The 20532-nt window shown below is 73.0% G+C and carries 23 protein-coding genes; 15 read left to right on the top strand and 8 right to left on the bottom strand.

Features of this window, described 5'->3' with window-relative positions:
• Positions 1 to 3 precede the first annotated feature (3 nt).
• The 5 genes from O7604_RS06795 to O7604_RS06775 are packed head-to-tail and all read left to right on the top strand — an operon-like array spanning position 4 to position 2215.
• The gene (locus tag O7604_RS06795; RefSeq protein WP_281579166.1) at positions 4 to 420 is read left to right on the top strand and encodes a YbaB/EbfC family nucleoid-associated protein; all 417 of its coding nucleotides are present in this window, start codon (positions 4 to 6) and stop codon (positions 418 to 420) included.
• Positions 420 to 743, top strand: a complete 324-nt coding sequence (locus tag O7604_RS06790; RefSeq protein WP_281579165.1) for a hypothetical protein — start codon at positions 420 to 422, stop codon at positions 741 to 743. Before O7604_RS06795 ends, O7604_RS06790 begins: the two co-directional genes overlap by 1 nt.
• 2 nt (positions 744 to 745) lie before the next feature.
• Positions 746 to 1240, top strand: a complete 495-nt coding sequence (locus tag O7604_RS06785; protein WP_269702584.1) for a hypothetical protein — start codon at positions 746 to 748, stop codon at positions 1238 to 1240.
• 6 nt (positions 1241 to 1246) lie between these two features.
• Positions 1247 to 1756 (top strand): EndoU domain-containing protein, encoded by a 510-nt coding sequence (locus O7604_RS06780; protein WP_269702582.1) that lies wholly within the window; start codon positions 1247 to 1249, stop codon positions 1754 to 1756.
• Positions 1757 to 1771: 15 nt separating this feature from the next.
• Positions 1772 to 2215 (top strand): hypothetical protein, encoded by a 444-nt coding sequence (locus O7604_RS06775; protein WP_281579164.1) that lies wholly within the window; start codon positions 1772 to 1774, stop codon positions 2213 to 2215.
• 22 nt (positions 2216 to 2237) lie between these two features.
• Here O7604_RS06775 and O7604_RS06770 read toward each other — a convergent pair whose 3' ends face one another.
• From O7604_RS06770 to O7604_RS06760, 3 genes are all read right to left on the bottom strand, one after another.
• The gene (locus O7604_RS06770) at positions 2238 to 3479 is read right to left on the bottom strand and encodes a sigma-70 family RNA polymerase sigma factor (RefSeq protein WP_281579163.1); all 1242 of its coding nucleotides are present in this window, start codon (positions 3477 to 3479) and stop codon (positions 2238 to 2240) included.
• Positions 3476 to 3838 (bottom strand): YciI family protein, encoded by a 363-nt coding sequence (locus tag O7604_RS06765; RefSeq protein WP_281579926.1) that lies wholly within the window; start codon positions 3836 to 3838, stop codon positions 3476 to 3478. Before O7604_RS06765 ends, O7604_RS06770 begins: the two co-directional genes overlap by 4 nt.
• A gap of 100 nt (positions 3839 to 3938) precedes the next feature.
• Positions 3939 to 5129 carry a DUF2786 domain-containing protein gene (locus tag O7604_RS06760; RefSeq protein WP_281579162.1) on the bottom strand — a complete coding sequence of 397 codons (1191 nt, stop codon included), beginning with the start codon at positions 5127 to 5129 and terminating at the stop codon, positions 3939 to 3941.
• Between the two features lie 204 nt (positions 5130 to 5333).
• On the opposite strand from O7604_RS06760, the gene O7604_RS06755 reads away from it, so the two are divergent.
• Positions 5334 to 6116, top strand: coding sequence for a DUF3152 domain-containing protein (locus O7604_RS06755; protein ID WP_281579161.1), 783 nt, complete (start codon positions 5334 to 5336; stop codon positions 6114 to 6116).
• Between the two features lie 42 nt (positions 6117 to 6158).
• Here O7604_RS06755 and O7604_RS06750 read toward each other — a convergent pair whose 3' ends face one another.
• Together O7604_RS06750 and O7604_RS06745 are read right to left on the bottom strand one after the other, a co-directional pair.
• Complete coding sequence (locus tag O7604_RS06750; protein WP_281579160.1) at positions 6159 to 6584, bottom strand: ATP-binding protein; 426 nt, start codon at positions 6582 to 6584, stop codon at positions 6159 to 6161.
• Positions 6585 to 6622: 38 nt separating this feature from the next.
• Positions 6623 to 7378, bottom strand: coding sequence for a class I SAM-dependent methyltransferase (locus O7604_RS06745; protein ID WP_281579159.1), 756 nt, complete (start codon positions 7376 to 7378; stop codon positions 6623 to 6625).
• 85 nt (positions 7379 to 7463) lie between these two features.
• Here O7604_RS06745 and O7604_RS06740 point away from each other — a divergent pair, with 85 nt between their 5' ends.
• Positions 7464 to 7682, top strand: coding sequence for a hypothetical protein (locus O7604_RS06740; protein WP_120574013.1), 219 nt, complete (start codon positions 7464 to 7466; stop codon positions 7680 to 7682).
• Between the two features lie 8 nt (positions 7683 to 7690).
• On the opposite strand, the gene O7604_RS06735 is transcribed toward O7604_RS06740, so the two are convergent.
• Together O7604_RS06735 and O7604_RS06730 are read right to left on the bottom strand one after the other, a co-directional pair.
• Positions 7691 to 8401 carry a GAF and ANTAR domain-containing protein gene (locus O7604_RS06735; RefSeq protein ID WP_281579158.1) on the bottom strand — a complete coding sequence of 237 codons (711 nt, stop codon included), beginning with the start codon at positions 8399 to 8401 and terminating at the stop codon, positions 7691 to 7693.
• A 180-nt stretch (positions 8402 to 8581) separates the two neighbouring features.
• Positions 8582 to 8974 (bottom strand): STAS domain-containing protein, encoded by a 393-nt coding sequence (locus O7604_RS06730; protein WP_281579157.1) that lies wholly within the window; start codon positions 8972 to 8974, stop codon positions 8582 to 8584.
• 196 nt (positions 8975 to 9170) lie between these two features.
• Between O7604_RS06730 and O7604_RS06725 the strand changes: the two genes are divergently transcribed.
• The 3 genes from O7604_RS06725 (at position 9171) to O7604_RS06715 (ending at position 11700) form a co-directional block, all read left to right on the top strand.
• Positions 9171 to 9875 (top strand): GAF and ANTAR domain-containing protein, encoded by a 705-nt coding sequence (locus O7604_RS06725; RefSeq protein WP_269702565.1) that lies wholly within the window; start codon positions 9171 to 9173, stop codon positions 9873 to 9875.
• A gap of 74 nt (positions 9876 to 9949) precedes the next feature.
• Complete coding sequence (locus tag O7604_RS06720) at positions 9950 to 10909, top strand: ATP-binding cassette domain-containing protein (RefSeq protein ID WP_281579156.1); 960 nt, start codon at positions 9950 to 9952, stop codon at positions 10907 to 10909.
• On the top strand, positions 10906 to 11700 hold the full coding sequence (locus tag O7604_RS06715; RefSeq protein ID WP_281579155.1) for an ABC transporter permease: 795 nt from the start codon (positions 10906 to 10908) through the stop codon (positions 11698 to 11700). Before O7604_RS06720 ends, O7604_RS06715 begins: the two co-directional genes overlap by 4 nt.
• On the opposite strand, the gene O7604_RS06710 is transcribed toward O7604_RS06715, so the two are convergent.
• Positions 11642 to 14875, bottom strand: a complete 3234-nt coding sequence (locus O7604_RS06710; protein ID WP_281579154.1) for a BTAD domain-containing putative transcriptional regulator — start codon at positions 14873 to 14875, stop codon at positions 11642 to 11644. The two genes, O7604_RS06715 and O7604_RS06710, sit on opposite strands and share 59 nt — an antisense overlap.
• Before the next feature lie 171 nt (positions 14876 to 15046).
• Between O7604_RS06710 and O7604_RS06705 the strand changes: the two genes are divergently transcribed.
• From O7604_RS06705 to O7604_RS06685, 5 genes are all read left to right on the top strand, one after another.
• Complete coding sequence (locus O7604_RS06705) at positions 15047 to 15466, top strand: hypothetical protein (protein WP_281579153.1); 420 nt, start codon at positions 15047 to 15049, stop codon at positions 15464 to 15466.
• A gap of 184 nt (positions 15467 to 15650) precedes the next feature.
• Complete coding sequence (gene kdpF / locus O7604_RS06700; RefSeq protein ID WP_036311210.1) at positions 15651 to 15740, top strand: K(+)-transporting ATPase subunit F; 90 nt, start codon at positions 15651 to 15653, stop codon at positions 15738 to 15740.
• The gene (kdpA, locus tag O7604_RS06695) at positions 15740 to 17395 is read left to right on the top strand and encodes a potassium-transporting ATPase subunit KdpA (RefSeq protein WP_281579152.1); all 1656 of its coding nucleotides are present in this window, start codon (positions 15740 to 15742) and stop codon (positions 17393 to 17395) included. The genes kdpF and kdpA overlap by 1 nt, the downstream gene beginning before the upstream one ends.
• Positions 17396 to 17415: 20 nt before the next feature.
• Positions 17416 to 19590: a potassium-transporting ATPase subunit KdpB gene (gene kdpB / locus O7604_RS06690; protein ID WP_281579151.1), complete on the top strand. Its 2175-nt coding sequence runs from the start codon at positions 17416 to 17418 to the stop codon at positions 19588 to 19590.
• Positions 19590 to 20471: a potassium-transporting ATPase subunit C gene (locus O7604_RS06685; RefSeq protein WP_269702558.1), complete on the top strand. Its 882-nt coding sequence runs from the start codon at positions 19590 to 19592 to the stop codon at positions 20469 to 20471. Before kdpB ends, O7604_RS06685 begins: the two co-directional genes overlap by 1 nt.
• Positions 20472 to 20532: the final 61 nt, after the last annotated feature.

Below are 20532 nucleotides of genomic sequence, written 5' to 3'. Positions count from 1 at the left end.
TCGATGGCCGATGCCGCCGACCCGTCCGGCTTCGGCCGGGTGCTGTCCGAAACCATGGCCGCGCTCCAGCGGCAGACCGACGCGAGCGAACAGGTGGCACCACCGGAAGGTGTCGGCGAGGCCGCCGACGGCCTGATCCGGGTCACCGCCGGCCCACCCGGTCAGGTCACCGGGCTGACGCTCGATCCCCGCGTGATGCGGATGGCCAGCGAGGCCCTCGCCGAGGAGATCGAAGCGGCGGTGAACGCCGCGCTCGCCGACCTGCGGGAGCAGGCCACCACCGCCCCGGGCGAGGTCGACCTGGGTTCGCTCGGTGAGCAGCTGCGCCGCGTCCAGGCCGACGCGGGACGCCAGTTCAGCATGTTCACCGACGCCCTGATGCAGGCGCAGGACCGGCTCGCCCGCCAGGACGGGCGCTGATGCCGGTCGAGATCGATCCGGAGCGGCTGGGCGCCTCCGGGTCCGCGCTGGACGCCGTCGCCACCCGGTTCGGCACGGCGCTCACCGCCTTCCGGGCGGAGCTGTCGGCCTTCGGCCGGCCCTGGGGGACCGACGACATCGGCTCGCTGATCGGTGCCGCCCACGACGAGGTCTCCGCGTTCGCGTTCGAGTGCTTCGACAGCGCGCTCACCGAGATCGCCTCCGCCGGCGCCGACCTCGGCAAGATGGCCGTCCGCTATGCCGAGACGGAAGCGGCCATCACCAGCAACCTCGACGGCCTGCGCCGGATGCTGGGAGGCTGAGCATGGGCATGGAACTCCCCGGCGAGCTGCGCTCGCTGCTCGGCGTCCTCGGCTACACCTGGCCCGAGGCGGACGAGACCAAGCTGTTCGAGATGGGCAATGCCTGGATCCGGTTCTCCGACACCCTCTCCGGCGTGGTGAGCGAGGCGAACACCGGCGCCGCTACGGTCTGGACCCAGCACACCGGCCAGGACATCACCGCGTTCCAGACCTGGTGGAACAAGGAGGACAGCCCGGCCGACAGCCTGCGCGACGGCGTCACCGCCGCCGTACTGACCGGCACCGGCCTGATCATCTGCGGCGCGATCGTGCTCGCCCTGAAGGTCGCCGTCATCGTGCAACTGGTCGTCCTCGCCATCCAGATCGCGCAGGCCATCGCCACCGCGGCGGTCACGTTCGGCGCCTCGCTGCTGGAGATCCCGATCTTCCATGCGCTGGCCCGGACCATCGTCGGCAACCTCGTCCAGGAAGCCCTCTGGAAACTCGTCGACGGGTGAGGTGACATGGGCGGGGGCAAAGCAGGCGGCCGGTTGATGCGGGCCGCGTTGCGCTTTCTCAAGCGCACGAAGACGCGTAACCGGCCCGACCGGATGAACCCGCACTTCACCGAGCACGTGATGGGCGGCCACGTGAAGCCGGGCATGCCCAAGGGGTCGGGCTACCACTACCGGCCCGGCGGTGAGGACTTTCCCGGCCGGCGGCTCCAGCCCGGCAGCGTCGTCAAGGACCCCAAGACCGGCGCCTACACCGCCAAACCCGAGTTCTTCGATCCGACGCTGAACCCTCCGCACGGGGCCTGGAAGCCGAAGAAGGGCAACGGCGGCGAAAGCTCCTTCTTCCCCGACGACTGGACGCCGGCCCAGGTCGACAACGCCATCACCGGTGCCTTCCAGAACGCGAAGCCGGTGCCCGGCACCAGCATGTGGCGCGGCACTCACAAGGGCCTGGTGATCGAGGGTTTCTACAATGGCTCGGGCGGCTTCACCCACGGATGGCCGGTCGTCATCCCATGATCCGGAGGACTTCCGTTGGCGTTCATCAGTTTCTCCGTCGATGAGTTCCGGCTCCCGCTGTTCAACGTGGCCGATCAGCGCTATCGGGCTCTCGGCGCCTGGCTGATCACCGACATCTCCGTCTCCTACTCGGCCTGCCTGGACGCCCTTCAGATGATCGACGACGTGGCGAACGGCCGTCCGCTCGACGAGGCGTGGGACAGCGACAAGTACGAGGTCGGCTTCTCGCCCGACGGGGTCGAGTTCGTCAACGAGTGGGTCGCGGACGAGCGGGGTCGCTACTCGTTGGACGAGACCCGGGAGGCGGTCGAGTCCTACTGGCGGTTCCTGGTCGACCGCCCGGAGAACCGCGAACTGATTCGCGAGTACCGGCCCGACCTGCCGCGGTGGCAGGCGGAGCTGCTCCAGTGGGAGGAGCGGTGGGGGCGGCCGCATCCGTACCGGGGACGGTTGTTCTGACCCGAGCCGATCCGCACGGGACTCACCTGTCGGCCAGGCGCGCCGCGCGCACCTCCAGATAACGCCGCTCCGGCAGGCTCGTGGTGGCCCGCGCGGCGGCCAGGTACGCGACCCGGGCCCCGGCACGATCACCGGCCAGGTCGAGCAGGTGCGCGCGGACGGCGGCGAGCCGGTGGTGGCCCGCGGTCCGGTCGTCGGCGTCGAGCGTGGCCAGCAGCGCCAGCCCCGCGCGTGGGCCGTCCACCATTGCCACCGCGACGGCCTGGTTGAGCGTGACCATCGGGTTCGGCGCGACCCGCGCCAGCACCCGGTAGAGCGCGACGATCTGCCGCCAGTCGGTGTCCTCGGCGGTGGGTGCCTCCGCGTGCACCGCGGCGATCGCCGCCTGCACCTGGTACGGCCCCGGCGCCGACCAGGTGAGCGCTTCGGTCACCAGCGCCGCCCCCTCGGCGATCGCGTCCCGGTCCCAGCGGGTGCGGTCCTGCTCCGCCAACGGCACCAGTTCGCCCACCGGCCCGGTACGGGCGGCCCGGTGGGCGTCGGTGAGCAGCATCAGCGCCAGCAACCCGGCCACCTCGCCGTCGTCCGGGAGCAGCCGGCGCAGCTCCCGGGTCAGCCGGATCGCCTCCCCGGTCAGCTCGGCCCGGTGCAGCGCCTCGCCGCTGGACGCGGTGTAGCCCTCGTTGAAGATCAGGTAGAGCACGCGCAGCACCGCGCTCAGCCGCTCGTCGCGGTCGGCCGGTGACGGAAGCGTGAATCGCGCGCCGGCCGCCTCGATCCGCTGCTTCGCCCGGCGGATCCGCTGGCTCATCGTCGCCTCCGGCACCAGGTACGCGCGGGCGATCTCGGCGGTGCTCAACCCACCCACGGCGCGCAGCGTGAGCGCCACCTGCCCGCTCACCGGCAACACCGGATGGCAGCAGAGGAACAGCAGCTTCAGCGTGTCGTCCCCGCTCGGCGGCTCCTCGTCGGCGGGCGGGGCGACAGTGGCGTACGCGGGTTGCCGCACCGCCACCGCGACCTCGCGTGCCCGGCGGGCGTGCTCGCTGCGCCACTCGTCGGTGAGCCGCCGCGTCGCGACGGTGACCAGCCAGGAGCGGGGGTGGTCGGGCAGGCCCTGTTCCGGCCACTGCACGGCGGCGGCGAGCAGCGCCTCCTGCACGGCGTCCTCGCAGGCGTAGAACTGGCCGTACCGGCGCACGAGCACGCCGAGGACCTGCGGCGCGAGCGTACGCAGCAGGTCCTCGACCACAGGTGCTGTCACATCTCCGTCCCGGCCTGCTCCATCACCGCCCGCACCTCCAGCACCCCGAAACCGTGCCGTACGTCCGGCCAGCGCGCGGCGATCTCGGCGGCCCGCTCCGGGGTCTCGCAGTCGACGGTCAGGTAGCCGGCGAACTGCTCCTTGCTCTCCATGAACGGCCCGTCGGTGACCTCGGTGCCGCCACCGGCCGCCGGGCGGGCCGTGCGGGTCTGCGAGGGGTGGGCCAGCGCCTCGCCGCCGACCAGTTCGCCGGACTCGGTCAGCTCCTTCATGATCTCGTCGACCTCACCGAAGATCGCGGTGCGTTCCGCCTCGGTCAGCTCCTCCACGAAGCCGGGCCGGTTCCAGATCAGCAGCATGTACTTCACGGTGTACTCCTCGGATGCGGGCCACCGGCGGTGGCGCCTCGCAGACGGGTCGGAGCCGGTCCGCCCGATCCGACATCATCACCCGGGAAAGTCAGCGACCACCGCGTACCGGACGGCGTGCCGGGCGGCCCGGGTCGAGCGAGGCGCGGTCGGCCGCGCTGGTCCCGGAGACCCAGCCCTGCTCGTCACGCACCTGGAGGCGGTGCCGGGTGGTGCCGGGAAAGAGCTGGTCGACGCGTTCCCGGACGGCGTCGGAGCGGGCCGCGAGCACCGGCAGCAGCCGGTCGTCGGCCAACTCCTCGGCCGCCGCCGCGCTCGCCTCCCGCAGCCGGTCGCCGATGCGCAGCGCGAACGCGTTGAGGAACGACTCGTCGTAGCCCTTGGTACGCCGCCCGCCGGCCTTGCCGCGCTCGCCCCGGCCGCGCAGCATCGCGGCGGTGGCCTGCACGAGCAGCGAGGTGTGCAGCAGTTCGACCGCCGCCAGGTCGGCCGGGAAGCCGAGCACGGTGGCGAAACCGAGGTCGTCGGACCAGACCGACTCGCACCGGTTGGCCGCCGCCACCTCCTGGATCAGCAGCGCCTTCGCGGCCGCGTACGGGGCGTCGACGCCGATCCGTACCCCACCCGGGCCGCCGGAACGTTCGGCCCCGGCGTCGAGCAGCGCCACGTCGATGCTGTGCCGGGCCATCAGCTCCTGCGCCTTCGCGGTGAACGCCTCGGCCTCGGCCGGGTAGCCGGTCGACTCGGCCTTGGCGAGCAGCGCGCGTACCCGGTCGAGCATCCGGGAACCGCTCGGTGTCGCGGCCGCTAGTGCGGTGCCGGCCGAGCCGGGTGGCGGCCGCAGCGCCGCGATCGGCGGCAGCCCCGCCACCAGGACGACCGCGTCGACCGCGTCCCGCAACGTGGTGATCCGGTCGCCGTCGGCGCGCCGGTCCAGCCAGCCCGCGTCGTCGTCCCAGCGGGCGCCGGTCTCGGTGAGCTGCTCGTCGAACCAGGCCGGGACCGGCGGGGGCAGCGTGCGTCGCTGCGCGGCCATCGCGTCGCGCAGCAGCCGGGCGCCACGCGGCGTGAGCCGCCGGATGGCGAGCCGGTCCAGGTCGGCGGGCTGCCAGCCACGCGGCCAGAGCCGGCCCACGTCCCGCGTGAGCCGGGCGAGCAGCGCCGCGTCCACCGCCGCGCCGTCGGCCACCACGAGCCCGTCGAGGGCCCGCTCGGCAGCGCGTACGTCGGTGCCGCGCGCGGTCGCGACGGCGGCGTCGAGCAGTCGCTCGGCTGGTGACACGGGTGGCTCTCCCTGGACTCCGACAGGCGGCAGGTCGCCCACCCCGGCACCGACGGTACCCGGCCCGCCCGTTCAACCGTCCGTGCCCGGCGTCCGTACTCCTGCCCGGAGCGGGGCGGCGCGACGGACGGAGATCACGTGGGCGGGCATGACGGAGGGCTGCACCGGCGACGGCGGAGGTCGCGATCACCGCGGCTCCTGGCGGTGGTCCTGGTCGGGGCCGCGCTCGCCGCAGGCGGGTACGCCGCCCGGCACCCGGACCTGCTGGACCGCATCGACGTGCGGCGGACCGTGCCGGCGGCGGCACCGAGCGCGCCCGAACCGGACGCCCGACCCACACCGACTGCCGCGCCGGCGCCGGTCCCGGCGGCCGGCCGGGTGGCCCCCGGCATCGGCTACCCGGCACGCGGCGCCGGCACGTTCCGGACCGCCGACACGGTCGGCGCGGTCGCCGGCCGCTCCGGTGAGCTGCTGCGCTACCGGGTCGCGGTCGAGGACGGCATCCGCAACGTGGACGTGGAGCGGTTCGCCCGGGACGTCGCCGCCACCCTCGCCGACCGGCGGGGCTGGACCGGCGACGGCCGGTGGCGGCTGCAACGGGTGGGCCGCGACGACCGGGCCGACTTCACCGTGCTGCTCACCACGCCGGTCACCCGGGGGCGTCTCTGCGGCGACCCGAGCGACCGCTACACGTCCTGCCGCAACGGCGACCAAGTGGTGATCAACGTGGCCCGCTGGGCGTACGGGGTGCCGCACGTCAAAGATCTCGACCTATACCGGCAGTACCTGCTCAACCACGAGGTCGGCCACCGGCTGGGTCGCGGCCACGAGCGCTGCCCCCGGGCCGGCGGCCCGGCACCGGTGATGGTGCAGCAGACGCTCGGCCTGCACGGCTGTACCCCGAACGCGTGGCCGTTGGTGGACGGCGAACCGCTGTCCGGGCCGCCCGGCCAGTACGACGACCCGATCCCGGCCGGGGACCGCTGAGCGGGCCGGTGGCCGGGCCGACCCGTCGGCCCGGCCGGGCCGTCACCGGGAGAACGAGGCCCAGATGTTCTTGGTCTTCTCGGTGGCGTACCAGCCCACGTCGAGCGAGACCGACTGAGCCAGGAACAGGCCCCGCCCGCCCGAGTCCGTCGGGCTGATGTCGGTCAGCTCCGGCACGGTGCTGACGTCGTGGTCGGCCACGTCGAGCAGGAACCGGTCGTCGGTGGCGAGCAGCGTGATGATGGTGGGCGGGCGACCGTGCCGCAGCGCGTTGCTCGCCAGCTCGGTGGCGACCAGCACGACCAGGTGCGGCACCTCGTCCAGGTCCTCACCCTGCACCAGGCCGTGCCGGTTCAGCGCCTCGCGCAGCGACGCGCGCAGGCCGCGCAGATCCTCGGGACTGTCCAGCACCCACCGCTCCAGCTCGGTGGCCTGTGGCGGCGGCGGCGAGGTGCGCAACTGTCCCATGATCTGGCTTTACCCTGCGTAGCCGTTCGTTAAGCAGGTCAGCGCCGCAGCAGCGCGAAGACGCCCCACCCCATGTACTCGCGCTGGAAACGGACGTATCGCAGCGGATCCTCGGTCAGTTCCCGCCGCAGTTCCGGGGCCAGTTCGTCGTCCGGGTTGGCGTCCAGCCATCGGCGCAGGTTCAGCCAGTGCGCGGCGGCGTACCGGTCCCAGCTGTCCTGGTCGGCGAGGACCATCTCGACCAGGTCCCAGCCGCACTCGCCGAACGACGCGACCAGGCCGGGCAGGTCGGTGAACTCGTCGCGGGACCCGGCGTGCGAGCCGGTGACCGCCTCGTCGTCCGGCGGGTCACGCCGCCAGTAGGGCTCGCCGACGAGCGCCATGCCACCCGGCCGCAACGCCCGGTCGAGCAGCTCCAGCGTCCCGGGCACCCCGCCGCCGATCCAGGTCGCGCCGACGCAGGCGGCCACGTCGACCGGCCGCTCCGGGGTGTACGCGGCGGCGTCGCCGTGCACGAACCGTACCCGCTCGGTCACGCCGAGTTCGGCGGCGCGTTCCCGGGCGGCGGCGGTGAAGGCGGTGCTGATGTCGACCCCGGTGCCGGTGATCCCGTGGTCCCGGGCCCAGGTGCAGAGCAGTTCGCCCTTGCCGCTGCACAGGTCGAGCAGCTCGTCGCCGGAGCGCAACCGGATCGCCCGGCCCAGTGTGGCCAGCTTGACGTTGTCGAACGGGTTGAGGATGCGCAGCTCGCCTTCGCGGATGGTGAACTGTCGCGGCAGGTCTGGTGAGGTCATCAGTGGAGCGTGCCGCCGCCCGGTGACGCGGAGCAACGGAATTCCGGTCTGGGCCGGTCCGGGTCTCCTGGGGTACGGTCACCGCATGGTGGTCGAGGAACACTGGTGGAACGGCGTCAGCAACCCTCGCGGACGGCGCGACGTCTACATCCGCACCGACGGAAGCCAGTGGCAGGTCCAGGCGCAGATCGGCGGGGCGAGCGGCCGGTCGAAGATTCAGCAGTGCCCGAGTCGCGGCTCAGCGACGATCCTGGCCGGGGCGTGGCGCGCGAGCGGCTCCGGCTGGCGCGAGATGCCGCGCTGACCTCACGCTCAGTCACGGGGTCCGTGCACCGCGCGATCGACGAGTGACTCGGCGACCTCGCGCAGCTTGCGGTTGGAGTCCTGCGACACCCGGGCCAGGATGGCGAACGCCTCGTCGGCCGAGCAGCGCCGCTGCCCCATGATGATGCCCTTCGCCTGCTCGATCACGGCCCGGCTCTGCATCGCCTCCTGCATCTGCTGCGCCAGCGTCGCCGTGCTCTCGTAGAGGTGGACGTTCGCCAGCGCGATCGCCGCGTACCCGGCCAGCGTCTGCGCGTCCTCGACCTGCTCGTCGAGGACGCCGGGCGACGCGCCGTAGATGTTCAGCGCGCCGACCACGGCCTCCTGGATGGGCAGGCCGATGGACAGCGAGCTGGCGGCACCCGCCTCGTGGGCGCGTGCTGCCCACTCCGGCCAGCGACTCTCCGCCGCCATGTCCGGCACCAGCATGGCGGTGCCGGTGGTGGCCGCGTCCAGGCACGGGCCACGGCCCTGCGCGTACTGCCACTCGTCGAGCGTCAGCGCGAGCTCACCGGTGTACGCGGCGGTGTGCGCCTGCGTGCCCTGGACCAGGGTGACCGAGACCTCGGCGGTACCGGGCAGGGTGTCCTTGGCGACCTGGGCGATGGTCGACAACACCACGTCGAGGTCGACCTCGTCGTACTTGATCCGGCCGAGCCTGATCAAGGCTGCGGCGAGGTCGGGGTGGTCCTGCGGCATGAGCGGTGACGTCCTTGTGCGAAGCGACGCCGCCGGCCCACGAGGGGCGCGACGGCTGGTGGTGGGGATCGGCCCGTGGTGACGGACCGGCGTCCCGATTCCTGACGGAGATCGGGACCGCGCCGCTTCTTGACGCTCGTTCGTGACGCCCCGGACGGGACGTCGACTACCGGTACAACTCTACGACCCGGAACGGGCCGGTACGACGGGACGTGCCGACGCGTGGCCGGCGGCCGGTAGCGCCGGGCGATCGACGACCTCGAACGCGCCGAGCGTGCCGGTGACGGCGAGGACGCGCCGGACCACCGGGGAGGGGCGGTGCAGGATCAGCCGCCGGCCGTGCCGGGTGAGCATCCGATGCGCCAGCACCAGCGCGTTCGTGCCGTACGCGCCGAAGAAGCTGACCTCCGCGAGGTCGATCACCACGAGCGGGGCGGGCGCCGCGACGGCCGTCTCCACGAGTTCGGTGAGCAGATGCGCGTTGCTGAGGTCCACCTCGCCGGCCACCGAGACCTGAGTCACGTCCGTGCCCGCGTGGCAGCTCAGCCACATGATCGGCTGTTCGTCGGACACGGCACCCCCACCTCAACGTCCGAGGAGGCTCCCGGCGGCACTCGCCGGGAGCAGGAGGGCGCATGTCTTGACCCGTATCCGAAGATACGCCGAGCGGGTGGACATCGCAGCGTGGGAGGCGTTCGTACGGGTCCGTCCCGGGTACCGTCATCGGAACGACCACTGCCGATGACCTTCACCAGGACAGGACGAGAGCATGGAAGCCCCCCGCATCGAGCCCGGCGAAGCCCTCGCGGAGCTGAGCCGGATCCGGCTCGACGAGGTGGCGCTCGACGACGTCCTGGCACGCGTCGCCGAACTGGCCAACCGGGCCGTCCCGGGCAGCGTGCACGTGTCCGTCTCCCTGGTGCGGGCCGGGGCGAACCGGGCGATCGCCTACACCAGTGACCTGGCGCGCAGTCTCGACGAGTGGCAGTACGAGCACGACGACGGCCCCTGCCTGGACGCCTCGGTCAGCGCGGTGAGCGTCTCCCTGCCCGACCTGACCGACGAGCCGCGCTGGCCGGGCTGGGCGGCGCGGGCCCGGGCCTCGGGCGTGGAGAGTTCGCTGTCGATCGGCCTGCCGATCCAGGAGGCGGTCACCGGGGCACTCAACGTCTACGGCGGCGTGCCGCACGCGTTCGACAAGGCGTCGATAGAGCTGGCCGAGGAGTTCGCCGCGTACGCGGCGGTGGCGCTCGCCAACACGCACCTCTACGAGAGCACCGCGACGCTGGCCCGGCAGATGCAGGAGGCGATGCGCAGCCGGGCCGTGATCGAGCAGGCCAAGGGGATCATCATGGGGCAGCGGCGCTGCTCGGCCGACGAGGCGTTCACGCTGCTCGCCAAGCTCTCCCAGGACTCCAACCGTAAGCTGCGCGAGGTCGCCGAGGCGCTCGTCTCCCGCGCCGCCGCCCGTTGAGTTCCACCCCTCGTCGCAGGGCGTGAAACCGTCGTGAAACCACGCTGATCCCGCCGGCCGCCACGGTTGCGGGCATGACGACGACGAACTCTCCCGGCGCGATGGTCGAGGTGTCCGGGCTGCGCAAGGCGTACCGGAGACAGGTGGTGCTCGACGGCGTCGACCTGCGCGTACCCGAGGCCACCGTGTTCGCCCTGCTCGGCCCGAACGGCGCCGGCAAGACCACCACCGTGCAGATCCTCTCCACGCTCATCCGCCCCGACGCCGGCACCGTCCGGATCGCCGGCCACGACCTGACCGCCGCACCGGACCGGGTACGCGCCGCGATCGGCGTGACCGGCCAGTTCTCCGCCGTCGACGCGCTGCTCACCGGCGCGGAGAACCTGCGGCTGATGACCGACCTGCGGCACCTGGGCCGGACCGAGGGACGGCGGGTGGTGGACGACCTGCTGGCCCGCTTCGACCTGACCGAGGCGGCGGGCAAGCCGGTGGCGACATACTCGGGCGGGATGAAGCGCCGGCTGGACCTGGCGATGACGCTCGTTGGCCGCCCCCGGCTGATCTTCCTGGACGAGCCGACGACCGGCCTGGACCCGCGCAGCCGCCGGGCCATGTGGCAGATCGTCCGTGAGCTGGTGGCCGAGGGCGCCACCGTCTTCCTCACCACCCAGTACCTGGAGGAGGCCGACCACCTGGCCGATCGGGTCGCGCTGCTCGACGGCGGTCGGCTGGTCGCCGAGGGCAGCCCGGCCGAGCTGAAGCGGATGGTGCCCGGCGGCCACGTACGCCTGCACTTCACCGACGCGGCGCACCTGGCCGCGGCGGCCGGGCTGTTCCCGGCGGCCACCCGGCACGACGACGACCTCACCCTGCGGGTGCCGGGCGACGGGAGCGTCAGCGGAGTGCGGGGGTTCCTCGACCGGCTCGACGCCGCCGGTGTCGCTGTCGATTCGTTGAGCCTGCACACCCCCGACCTGGACGACGTCTTCCTGGCCCTCACCGGCCACCCGACCGAGGAGAAGGTGACCGCATGAGCACGCTCGCCCACACCGTCGGCGACTCGGCGACCATGCTGCGCCGCAACCTGAAGCACGCGGTGCGCTACCCGTCGTTGACCGTCGTGGTGATCGCCCTGCCGGTGATCTTTCTGCTGCTGTTCGTCTACGTCTTCGGCGGCACGCTCGGCAACGGACTCGGCGACGTGGCCGGGGGCCGGTCCGCGTACGCCGACTACGTGACTCCCGGCATCCTGCTGCTCGCCATGGCCGGCGCGGCGCAGGGCACCGCGATCGCGGTGGCCATGGACATGACCGAGGGCATCGTGGCGCGGTTCCGCACCATGTCCATCGCCCGCGCGGCGGTCCTCACCGGCCACGTCGTCGGCGCGGTGACGCAGACGCTGCTCGGCCTGGCGGTGGTGGTCGGTGTGGCGCTGCTGGTCGGATTCCGGCCGGACGCCTCCCCGGCGCAGTGGCTCGCCGCCGTCGGGCTGCTCACCCTGACCGCGTTCGCGATCACCTGGCTGTCGGTGGCGCTGGGCATGGTGTCCAAGAGCGTGGAGAGCGCCAGCAACCTGCCCATGCCGTTGCTGCTGCTGCCGTTCCTGGGCAGCGGGTTCGTGCCGACCGGCTCGATGCCCGGGTGGCTCGGCTGGTTCGCCGAGCACCAGCCGTTCACCCCGATCATGGAGACGTTGCGCGGCCTGCTCCTGGCCGGCCCGGTCGACGGCGGTGACGCGCTCGTGGCGGTGGCGTGGTGCGCCGGGATCAGCCTGCTCGGTTACCTGTGGGCGCGCCGGCTGTACGACCGGGATCCCTCCCGCTGAGTTCCGCCACGGCGGCGAGCCGCAGCTCGTCGTGGTCGAGAGCGGCGTACGACGCGCTGGCCGCGTCGTACGCCGCCGCGTCCGCGTCGCGCGCCGCGCGGAGGGCCGCCGCCGAGGACATGGTGGGCTGGAAGTTGCGCAGGTAGCCGAAGCGTTCGGCGAGCGCGACCAGCCGGGCGCCGGCGGCTCCGTCGCCGGTATCGCCCGACCGGTCCAGTTCGACCAGGGCGAGGGCGAGCAGCAGCGACCCGTGGAGCGGCAGCTGCACGAGAAAACCGGGCGGGTCGGTGATCGGGTCGGCCAGCAGGGTCACGCTCCGGCGGCGCAACGTCTCGGCGAGCCCCGGCACCAGGTCCAGCCGGCCGTACCGGGCGTGCGCGGCCAGGGCAGCCGCCCGGATCTCCAGATGCCACGGCGCGTCGCCGGGCGGGCCGGACCAGACGAGCGGATCCGACGGTTGACGCAGCCCGTCCAGCGCCTCCCGCCAGCCGGCCAGTCCGGCCTCGACATCGCCCCGGGCCAGCGCGAACTCGGCCCGGATGCCGCGCTCGTACGCCCGCATGCCGTACTGGTCGTCCGGCACCGGCACGGCGTCGTACCGACTGTCGCAGGCATCGGTGGTGGCCAGCCGCAGCCAGCGTTCCGCCTCGTCGACCTCGCCCAGCGCCAGGTTGACCAGCACCAGGCTCCAGCGGATCTGGAGGCGGTCCCACCACGGGCCGGAGTCGGCCAGCAGGTCCAGCGCGGCGGTCAGGTTGTCCCGGGCCTCCGCCGAGCGTTCGGCCTGCATGCAGAGTTCGCCGACCCGGGAGTGGGCGAGCACCAGGAGCCACCGCAGCGGCCGGTGCGCCACCGCGTCGAGCATCCGCCGGGCCGCGTCGAGCGCGTCGTCGGGCCGGCCGGCCTGTTCCAGCAGGTAGCTGGCCAGGGCGTTCGCCATCGCGACGACAAGCGGTTCGCGGTGCGCGCGCAGCACGGTGAGCACGGCCGGGTCGGCGCCGATCTCGGGGAGCGCGCCCAGTACCACCGCCATCGCACCGGCGACCGTGTCCGGCGGGGGTGGCGGCAGGCGGCGCAGCACGACCAGCGAGCGGGTCGAGCGACGCCCGGCGATCATGAGGTTGTGCGCCACGCCGAGCACGGCGACGGTACGGACCGGCGCCACGAACTCCGGCGCCGGACGGTAGTGGGACAGCAGGAAGTCGGTGTCGGCGACCAGCGCGAGCATCCGGGTGTAGCTGGTGTCCAGCGTCCACACGGCGGCCAGCGCGGCGGCGACACCCGCCACCGTCGGCGCGTCGGACCGGGCCACTGCCAGGCGCAGCGCGGCGACCAGGTTGTCCTGCTCGGCGCGGACCGTCGCGACCGTGGTGAACGGCTCGGCGCCAAGCAGCGCCTCGTGGTGCCCGAGGCCGAACTCGCGGGCCCAGGCGAGGAACGCCGCCACCACCCGCTCGTCCTCGCCGGCCTCGGCGCGGCGGGCGGCGCCGAACTCCCGCACCGTCTCCAGCATCCGGAACCGGATCGCGTCGGGCGTCTCCTCCACTCGCAGCAGTGACTGGTCGACGAGATGTTCCAGCACCGGCAGCGCGTCCTCGCCGAGCACCCGGTCCGCCGCCTCCGTGCTGAACCCGTCCGGGAACACCGACAGCGCCCGCAACGCCGCCCGCCCTTCCTGCCGCAGCAGGTTCCAGCTCCAGTCGACCACCGCGTGCAGCGTGTGGTGGCGTGGTGGCGCGTCCCGGGGGCCGCCACGCAGCAGCCCGAACCGGTCGTCGAGGCGGCGGGCCAGCTCCGGCACGCTCATCGCCCGCACCCGGGCTGCGGCCAGCTCGATCGCCAGCGGCATCCCGTCCAGATGCCGGCACACCTCGGCCACCTGGTCGGCGGGCAGCACAACGCCCGGCCGGGCGGCGCGGGCCCGCTGCGTGAACAGCTGCACCGCCGTGTCCAGCGGCAGTTCGGGCAGCGCGTGCACCGCCTCCGAGGTCAATCCCAGCGGGGTACGGCTGGTGGTCAGCACCCGCAGCTCCCGGGTCGCCGCCAGCAGCGCCGCCACCAGCTCGGCGACGCCCCGGACCACCTGCTCGCAGTTGTCCAGCACCAGCAGCACCGGCCCCGGTCCGAGCGCCGCCACGATCGCGGCGACCGGGTCGGCGGGCACCGGCAGCGCGCCGACCGGCCCGGCCACCGGCTCGCCCACCCCCAGCGCCGCGGCGACCGCCTCCGACACGTCGCCGTCGACGGCGACCGCGCCGAGCGCCACCAGACGTACGCTGCGCTGCGGTGCGCGCCGGGCCACGGCGTACGCGAGCCGGGTCTTGCCCAGCCCGCCCGGGCCGACGACGGAGACCACCCGGGAACCGGCCAGCAGGGACTCCACCGAGGCCAGGTCGCCCTCGCGGCCCAGCAGCGGGTTCGGCTCGTACGGGATGCCGGGCCGGGCCACCCGGCTCTCCCCGTCGAGCAGTTCCCGGTGCAGCTCGCGCAGCGCCGCTCCCGGCTCGGCGCCCAGCTCGTCGCGGAGCGAGCGGCGGTAGTCCTCGTACCGGTTCAGCGCCGCCGACCGGCTCGTCACCGCTGCCTCGCAGCGGAGCAGCTCGGCCAGCAGTTCCTCGTCGTGCGGACCCCCGGCGGCCAGCGCGGCGAGCCCGGGCAGCGCCTCCGCGGACCGTCCGAGCCGGGACAACGCGAGCGCCCGCGCCCGGGACAGTTCCCGGTGCGTGGCCGCCCTCTCCGCACGCAACGCGGTGAGTGGATCGCCCTCGCCCGGGTCGTCGGCCGGCGGCCCGGACCAGTTCCCCAGGCCCGCCTCCGCCTCGGCGAGGGCTTCCGCGTGCGCACCCGCGCGGGCGTGCCGGGCCGCCGCCGCGGCGTGCCGCAGCACTGCCGCCGCGTCCACCTGCGCGTCGGTGAGCGCCAGCCGGTAACCGGTGGCGGTCCGGACGATCAGGTCGGCGCCCAGCTCGGCGCGGGCCCGGGAGACCAGGATCTGCAACGCCTTGACCGGATGCCGGGGCGGGTCGTCCGGCCAGAGCGCATCGACGAGCGCGCCGGTGCCGCAGCCGGACCCGAGCCGGCCGGCCAGGAGCGCCAGCAGCCCGCGCAGCCGTGCGCCGCCCACCGGCACCCCTCGGCAGACCACGTCCGACAGCAGGGTCAGTTCGGTGGTCACCGGGCCAGCGTAGGCGGCGGACCGGCTCGTGACGGCCCCGCGCCGGACGCTGCGTGAAGGCGGCGTGAAAAGCCCCGGCCCGCCCGTACCGGATCCGTCAAAGCAGTCGACCGTGCGCACCCGGCCCGGCTGGTATGGCCTGCGAAGGACGTACCGACGCGGGAGGCGGAAATGGGACGAGAACGGGCGGACGGGTGCACCGGATTCCGGGTGGCCGCCGGCGCCGCAGTGGTGGTCGGCGCGGCGCTGGTGGCGGCCGGGGCGTTCGCACCAGACGAGCTGCCGGGGCGGGTCCTGGTGATGGCGGGCGTCGTCGGGGCGTACGCCGCTGTGGTGGCCGACCTGCGCGCGGTCGCGGCGGTGGCCGCGTTGGATGCGGCGGTCTTCGTCGGGTTCCTCGCGCACCGCTACGGCGAGCTGACCGGCTCGGGTGACGCCTGGTCCCAGGCGGTGGCGATCGGGTTCGCCGCGGTGCTCGGTGCCGGTTACCGCCACCTCCGGTCGATCGGTGCCGAGGCCCGTCCGGTGACCCGGATCACCGGCCCGGAGAGCGGCGTGAAAAGCGCGTCAAGAAAACGTGGCCGCGCGTGATGGTCGCGTCAAGACCCCTGTCCGTCCGCCGGATACGGCGCTGTGATTGCCCGGCGCGGCCGGGAGGCGGTCGCGAGGACAACTTCCGCTAGGAGAGATCAGCCGTGTCTGACGTGCTGTTCGTGTTGCTGACGGTGGGGCTGTTCGCGGCTCTCGCCCTCGTGGTGAGGGGCGTGGAGAAGCTGTGAACGCCGTCAACGCCGTCGGCCTGGTGCTGGCGATCGGCCTGGGCGTGTTCCTGGTCGCCGCCCTGCTGTTCCCGGAGCGCTTCTGATGAACATGACGACAGCGGGAGTGCTCTTCGTCCTGTCGCTGGTGGCGGTGCTGGTCGCCGTGCACCGGCCGTTCGGCGACCACATGTACCGCGTGGTCGCCGGAACCCGGTCGTCCCGGGTCGAGCGGGGCATCTACCGGCTGGTCGGGGTCAACCCGGCCGCCGAGCAGACCTGGGGCGTGTACGCCCGCTCGGTGCTGGCCTTCTCGGCCGTGTCCCTGCTGTTCCTGTACGCGTTCCAGCGCCTGCAGAACCACCTGTGGCTGTCGCTGGGCTTCGACCCGGTGGTGCCGCACGGCGCCTGGAACACCGCAGTGTCGTTCGTGACCAACACGAACTGGCAGTGGTACTCGGGTGAGTCGACGATGGGCCACCTGGTGCAGATGGCCGGCCTCGCAGTGCAGAACTTCGTCTCGGCGGCGGTGGGCATCGCCGTGGCGGTGGCGCTGGTCCGGGGCTTCGCCCGCAGTCGTACCGGCGAGCTGGGCAACTTCTGGGTCGACCTGACCCGGGTCACGCTGCGGATCCTGCTGCCGATCGCGGTGCTCGGCGCGCTCGTGTTGATGCTCGGCGGCGTGGTGCAGAACCTCTCCGGCGGCACCGACGTGACCACGCTGACCGGCGGCACCCAGACCGTCACCGGCGGGCCGGTGGCGAGCCAGGAGGTCATCAAGGAGCTCGGTACCAACGGCGGCGGCTTCTACAACGCCAACAGCGCCCACCCGTTCGAGAACCCGACCGCCTGGACGAACTGGCTGGAGATCTTCCTGATCCTGGTGATCCCGTTCAGCCTGCCCCGGGTCTTCGGCCGGATGGTGGGGCAGAAGCGGCAGGGCTACGCGATCGTCGCCGTGATGGCGATCCTGGCGTTCGCCAGTGTCGCCTTCACCAACGTCTTCGAGCTGGCCGGCGACGGCACGGTGCCGCAGGCGGTCGGCGCGGCGCTGGAGGGCAAGGAGGTGCGTTTCGACGTGTCGAACTCGGCCACGTTCGCGGCGGCCACCACGCTCACCTCGACCGGCGCCGTCAACTCGTTCCACGACTCGTACACCGCGCTGGGCGGCATGATGACGCTGGGCAACATGATGCTCGGCGAGGTCGTCCCCGGCGGTGTCGGCGCCGGCCTGTACGGGTTGCTGATCCTCGCGGTGATCACGGTGTTCGTGGCCGGCCTGATGGTCGGGCGCACCCCCGAGTACCTGGGCAAGAAGATCGGCTCGCGCGAGATCAAGTTCGCGTCGATGTACTTCCTGATCACCCCGGCGCTGGTGCTCGCCGGCACCGCCGCCGCGTTCGCCACCGGCAACGACTCGACACGCCTCAACGTCGGGCCGCACGGGTTGTCCGAGGTGCTCTACGCGTTCACCTCGGCGAGCAACAACAACGGCTCCGCGTTCGCCGGCATCACCGTGAACACGCCGTGGTGGAACACCGCACTCGGGCTCTGCATGCTGCTCGGCCGGTTTCTGCCGATCATCTTCGTACTCGCCCTGGCCGGCTCACTGGCCCGGCAGCAACCCACACCCGCCGCCGAGGGCACTCTGCCGACCCACCGGCCGCTGTTCGTCGGCATGGTCGTCGGCGTCACGGTGGTCCTCGTCGCCCTCACCTTCCTTCCCGCACTCGCACTCGGCCCGCTGGCCGAAGGGCTGTGACCACCATGAGAGACAAGGACATGACCGCACCTGTTCAGACCGCCGACACACCGTTGGCCGGCACGCCGGGGCGCCGCGACGACCGGGTCGGCGGCGGGCTGCTCGACCCGCGCCAGCTGATCGCGTCGCTGCCGGACGCGCTGCGCAAGCTCGACCCGCGCACGCTGTGGCGCAACCCGGTGATGCTGATCGTGGAGATCGGCGCGCTGTTCACCACCGCGCTCGCGGTGGCCGACCCGTCGGTCTTCGCGATCGCGATCACCGTCTGGCTCTGGCTCACCGTGATCTTCGCGAACCTGGCCGAGGCGGTCGCCGAGGGGCGCGGCAAGGCGCAGGCCGACACGCTGCGCCGGGCCAAGCAGGACACCGTCGCCACCCGCCTGGTCGGCTGGACGCCCGGCGCCGCCGCGAACGCGTACCGGGACGAGGCGGTGCCCGCGCCGCAGCTGCGGCAGGGCGACGTCGTCCTGGTCGAGGCCGGGCAGGTCATCCCGGGTGACGGCGACGTGGTCGAGGGCATCGCCAGCGTCGACGAGTCGGCGATCACCGGCGAGTCCGCCCCGGTGATCCGGGAGTCCGGCGGCGACCGCAGCGCGGTCACCGGCGGCACCCGGGTTCTCTCCGACCGGATCGTCGTGCGGATCACCCAGAAGCCGGGCGAGAGTTTCATCGACCGGATGATCGCGCTGGTCGAGGGCGCCAACCGGCAGAAGACGCCGAACGAGATCGCACTGAACATCCTGCTGGCCGCGCTGACGATCATCTTCCTGCTCGCCGTCGTCACGCTCCAGCCCATGGCGATCTTCGCCAAGGGATACCAGGCCGCCGCGCCGGACACCGCGGCGATCACCGACTCCGGCGTCACCGGCGTCGTACTCGTGTCGCTTCTGGTCTGTCTCATCCCGACCACCATCGGCGCGCTGCTGTCCGCGATCGGCATCGCCGGCATGGACCGGCTCGTGCAGCGCAACGTGCTGGCGATGAGCGGCCGGGCGGTCGAGGCGGCCGGCGACGTGAACACGCTGCTGCTGGACAAGACCGGCACGATCACGCTCGGCAACCGGCAGGCCGCCGAGTTCCTGCCGGTGACCGGCGTGGACGCGGCCACGCTCGCCGACGCGGCGCAACTGTCCAGCCTGGCCGACGAGACGCCCGAGGGTCGTTCGGTGGTGGTGCTCGCGAAGAACGACTTCGGGCTGCGCGAGCGCGAGCCCGGCCTGATCCCGCACGCCACGTTCGTACCGTTCACCGCCCAGACCCGGATGAGCGGCGTCGACCTCGACGCCGACGGCGGCGTCCGGCACGTCCGCAAGGGCGCTGCCGCCGCGGTGATGAAGTGGGTACGCGACAACGGCGGCCACCCGACCGAGCAGGTCGGTGAACTGGTCGACGCGATCAGCGGCACCGGTGGCACGCCGCTCGTGGTGGCCGAGCACGTGGCCGGGGAACCGGCCCGGGCGCTCGGCGTCATCCACCTCAAGGACGTGGTGAAGGCCGGGATGCGGGAGCGCTTCGACGAGATGCGCCGGATGGGCATCCGGACCGTGATGATCACCGGTGACAACCCGCGTACCGCGAAGGCGATCGCCGACGAGGCCGGCGTGGACGACTTCCTCGCCGAGGCCACGCCGGAGGACAAGCTCGCGCTGATCAAGAAGGAGCAGGAGGGCGGCCGGCTCGTCGCCATGACCGGCGACGGCACCAACGACGCGCCCGCGCTGGCCCAGGCGGACGTCGGCGTCGCCATGAACACCGGCACGTCGGCCGCGAAGGAGGCCGGCAACATGGTCGACCTCGACTCCGACCCGACCAAGCTGATCGAGATCGTGGAGATCGGCAAGCAGTTGCTGATCACCCGGGGTGCGCTGACGACGTTCAGCATCGCCAACGACATCGCGAAGTACTTCGCGATCATCCCGGCCATGTTCGCCGGCATCTACCCGTCGCTGGACCGGCTCAACATCATGCGCCTGGCCAGTCCCGAGTCGGCGATCCTCTCCGCCGTCGTCTTCAACGCGATAGTCATCGTGGCGTTGATCCCGCTGGCCCTGCGCGGCGTGCGCTACCGCCCGGCCGGCGCCTCGACGCTGCTGCGCCGCAACCTGTGGCTCTACGGCCTCGGCGGCATCGTGGTGCCGTTCGTCGGCATCAAGCTCATCGACCTGCTCGTCCAGTTCGTCCCGGGGATCTCGTGATGCGCCTTCCCAGTTGGCTCTCCCAGCACCTGGCCGCCCTGCGCGCGGTGCTCGTCTTCACCGTGCTGCTCGGCCTGGTCTACCCGCTCGCCCTGGTCGCCGTGGGCCGGCTGCCCGGCCTCGACGGCAGGGCGGACGGCTCACTGCTCACCGTCGGCGACCGGACCGTCGGCAGCTCGCTGATCGGCCAGTCGTTCACCGACGCGGACGGCAATCCCGTCCCGCGCTACTTCCAGTCCCGCCCGTCGGCCGCCGGGGACGGCTACGACCCGACCGCCACCGCGGCCGGCAACCTCGGCCCGGAGAGCGTGGTGGACACGCTCACCGGCGACGAGGAGACCTCGGCGCAGAGCCTGCTCACCCAGGTCTGCGCCCGCAGCAGGGCGGTCGGGGAACTCGACGGCGTCGACGGGCGGCGCCCGTACTGCACGCCGGACGGGGTGGGCGCGGTGCTCGCCGTGTTCCGCGCCGACGGCCTCACCGGCCCGATCACCCGCGTGGTCAGCGTCAACCAGGCCGCGCCCGCGACACCGTTCGTCGCCACCTGGCAGGGCGTACCGGTGGAGGCGGCACAGCCCGGCCACGACTACGTGGCCGAGGGCGGCATCGTCACCCCGGTACGCGGGGACGCCCCGGCCCGGCCCGCCGTGCCGGCCGACGCGGTCACCGCCAGTGGCAGCGGCCTCGACCCGCACATCTCCCCGGCGTACGCCCAGATCCAGGTGGCCCGGGTGGCGCGGGAGCGCGGCGCGGACCCGGCGGCGGTACGGCGGCTGGTCGCCGAGCACACCACCGGCCGGGCGCTGGGCTTCATGGGTGAGCCCGCGGTGAACGTGCTGGAACTCAACCTCGCGCTGGACGAGGCGTTCCCGGCGCGCTGACGGAAGTGTTAAGAGGGGCCCCCTCCACCTCGCGAGGCGTTAACAGGGGGCCCTTCCTTCC

Origin of the sequence: Micromonospora sp. WMMA1947 (assembly GCF_027497355.1) — a bacterium.
Lineage (GTDB): Bacteria > Actinomycetota > Actinomycetes > Mycobacteriales > Micromonosporaceae > Micromonospora.
The sequence above is the reverse complement of the archived record's forward strand: the minus strand, read 5'-3'. Positions and strand labels throughout refer to the sequence as shown.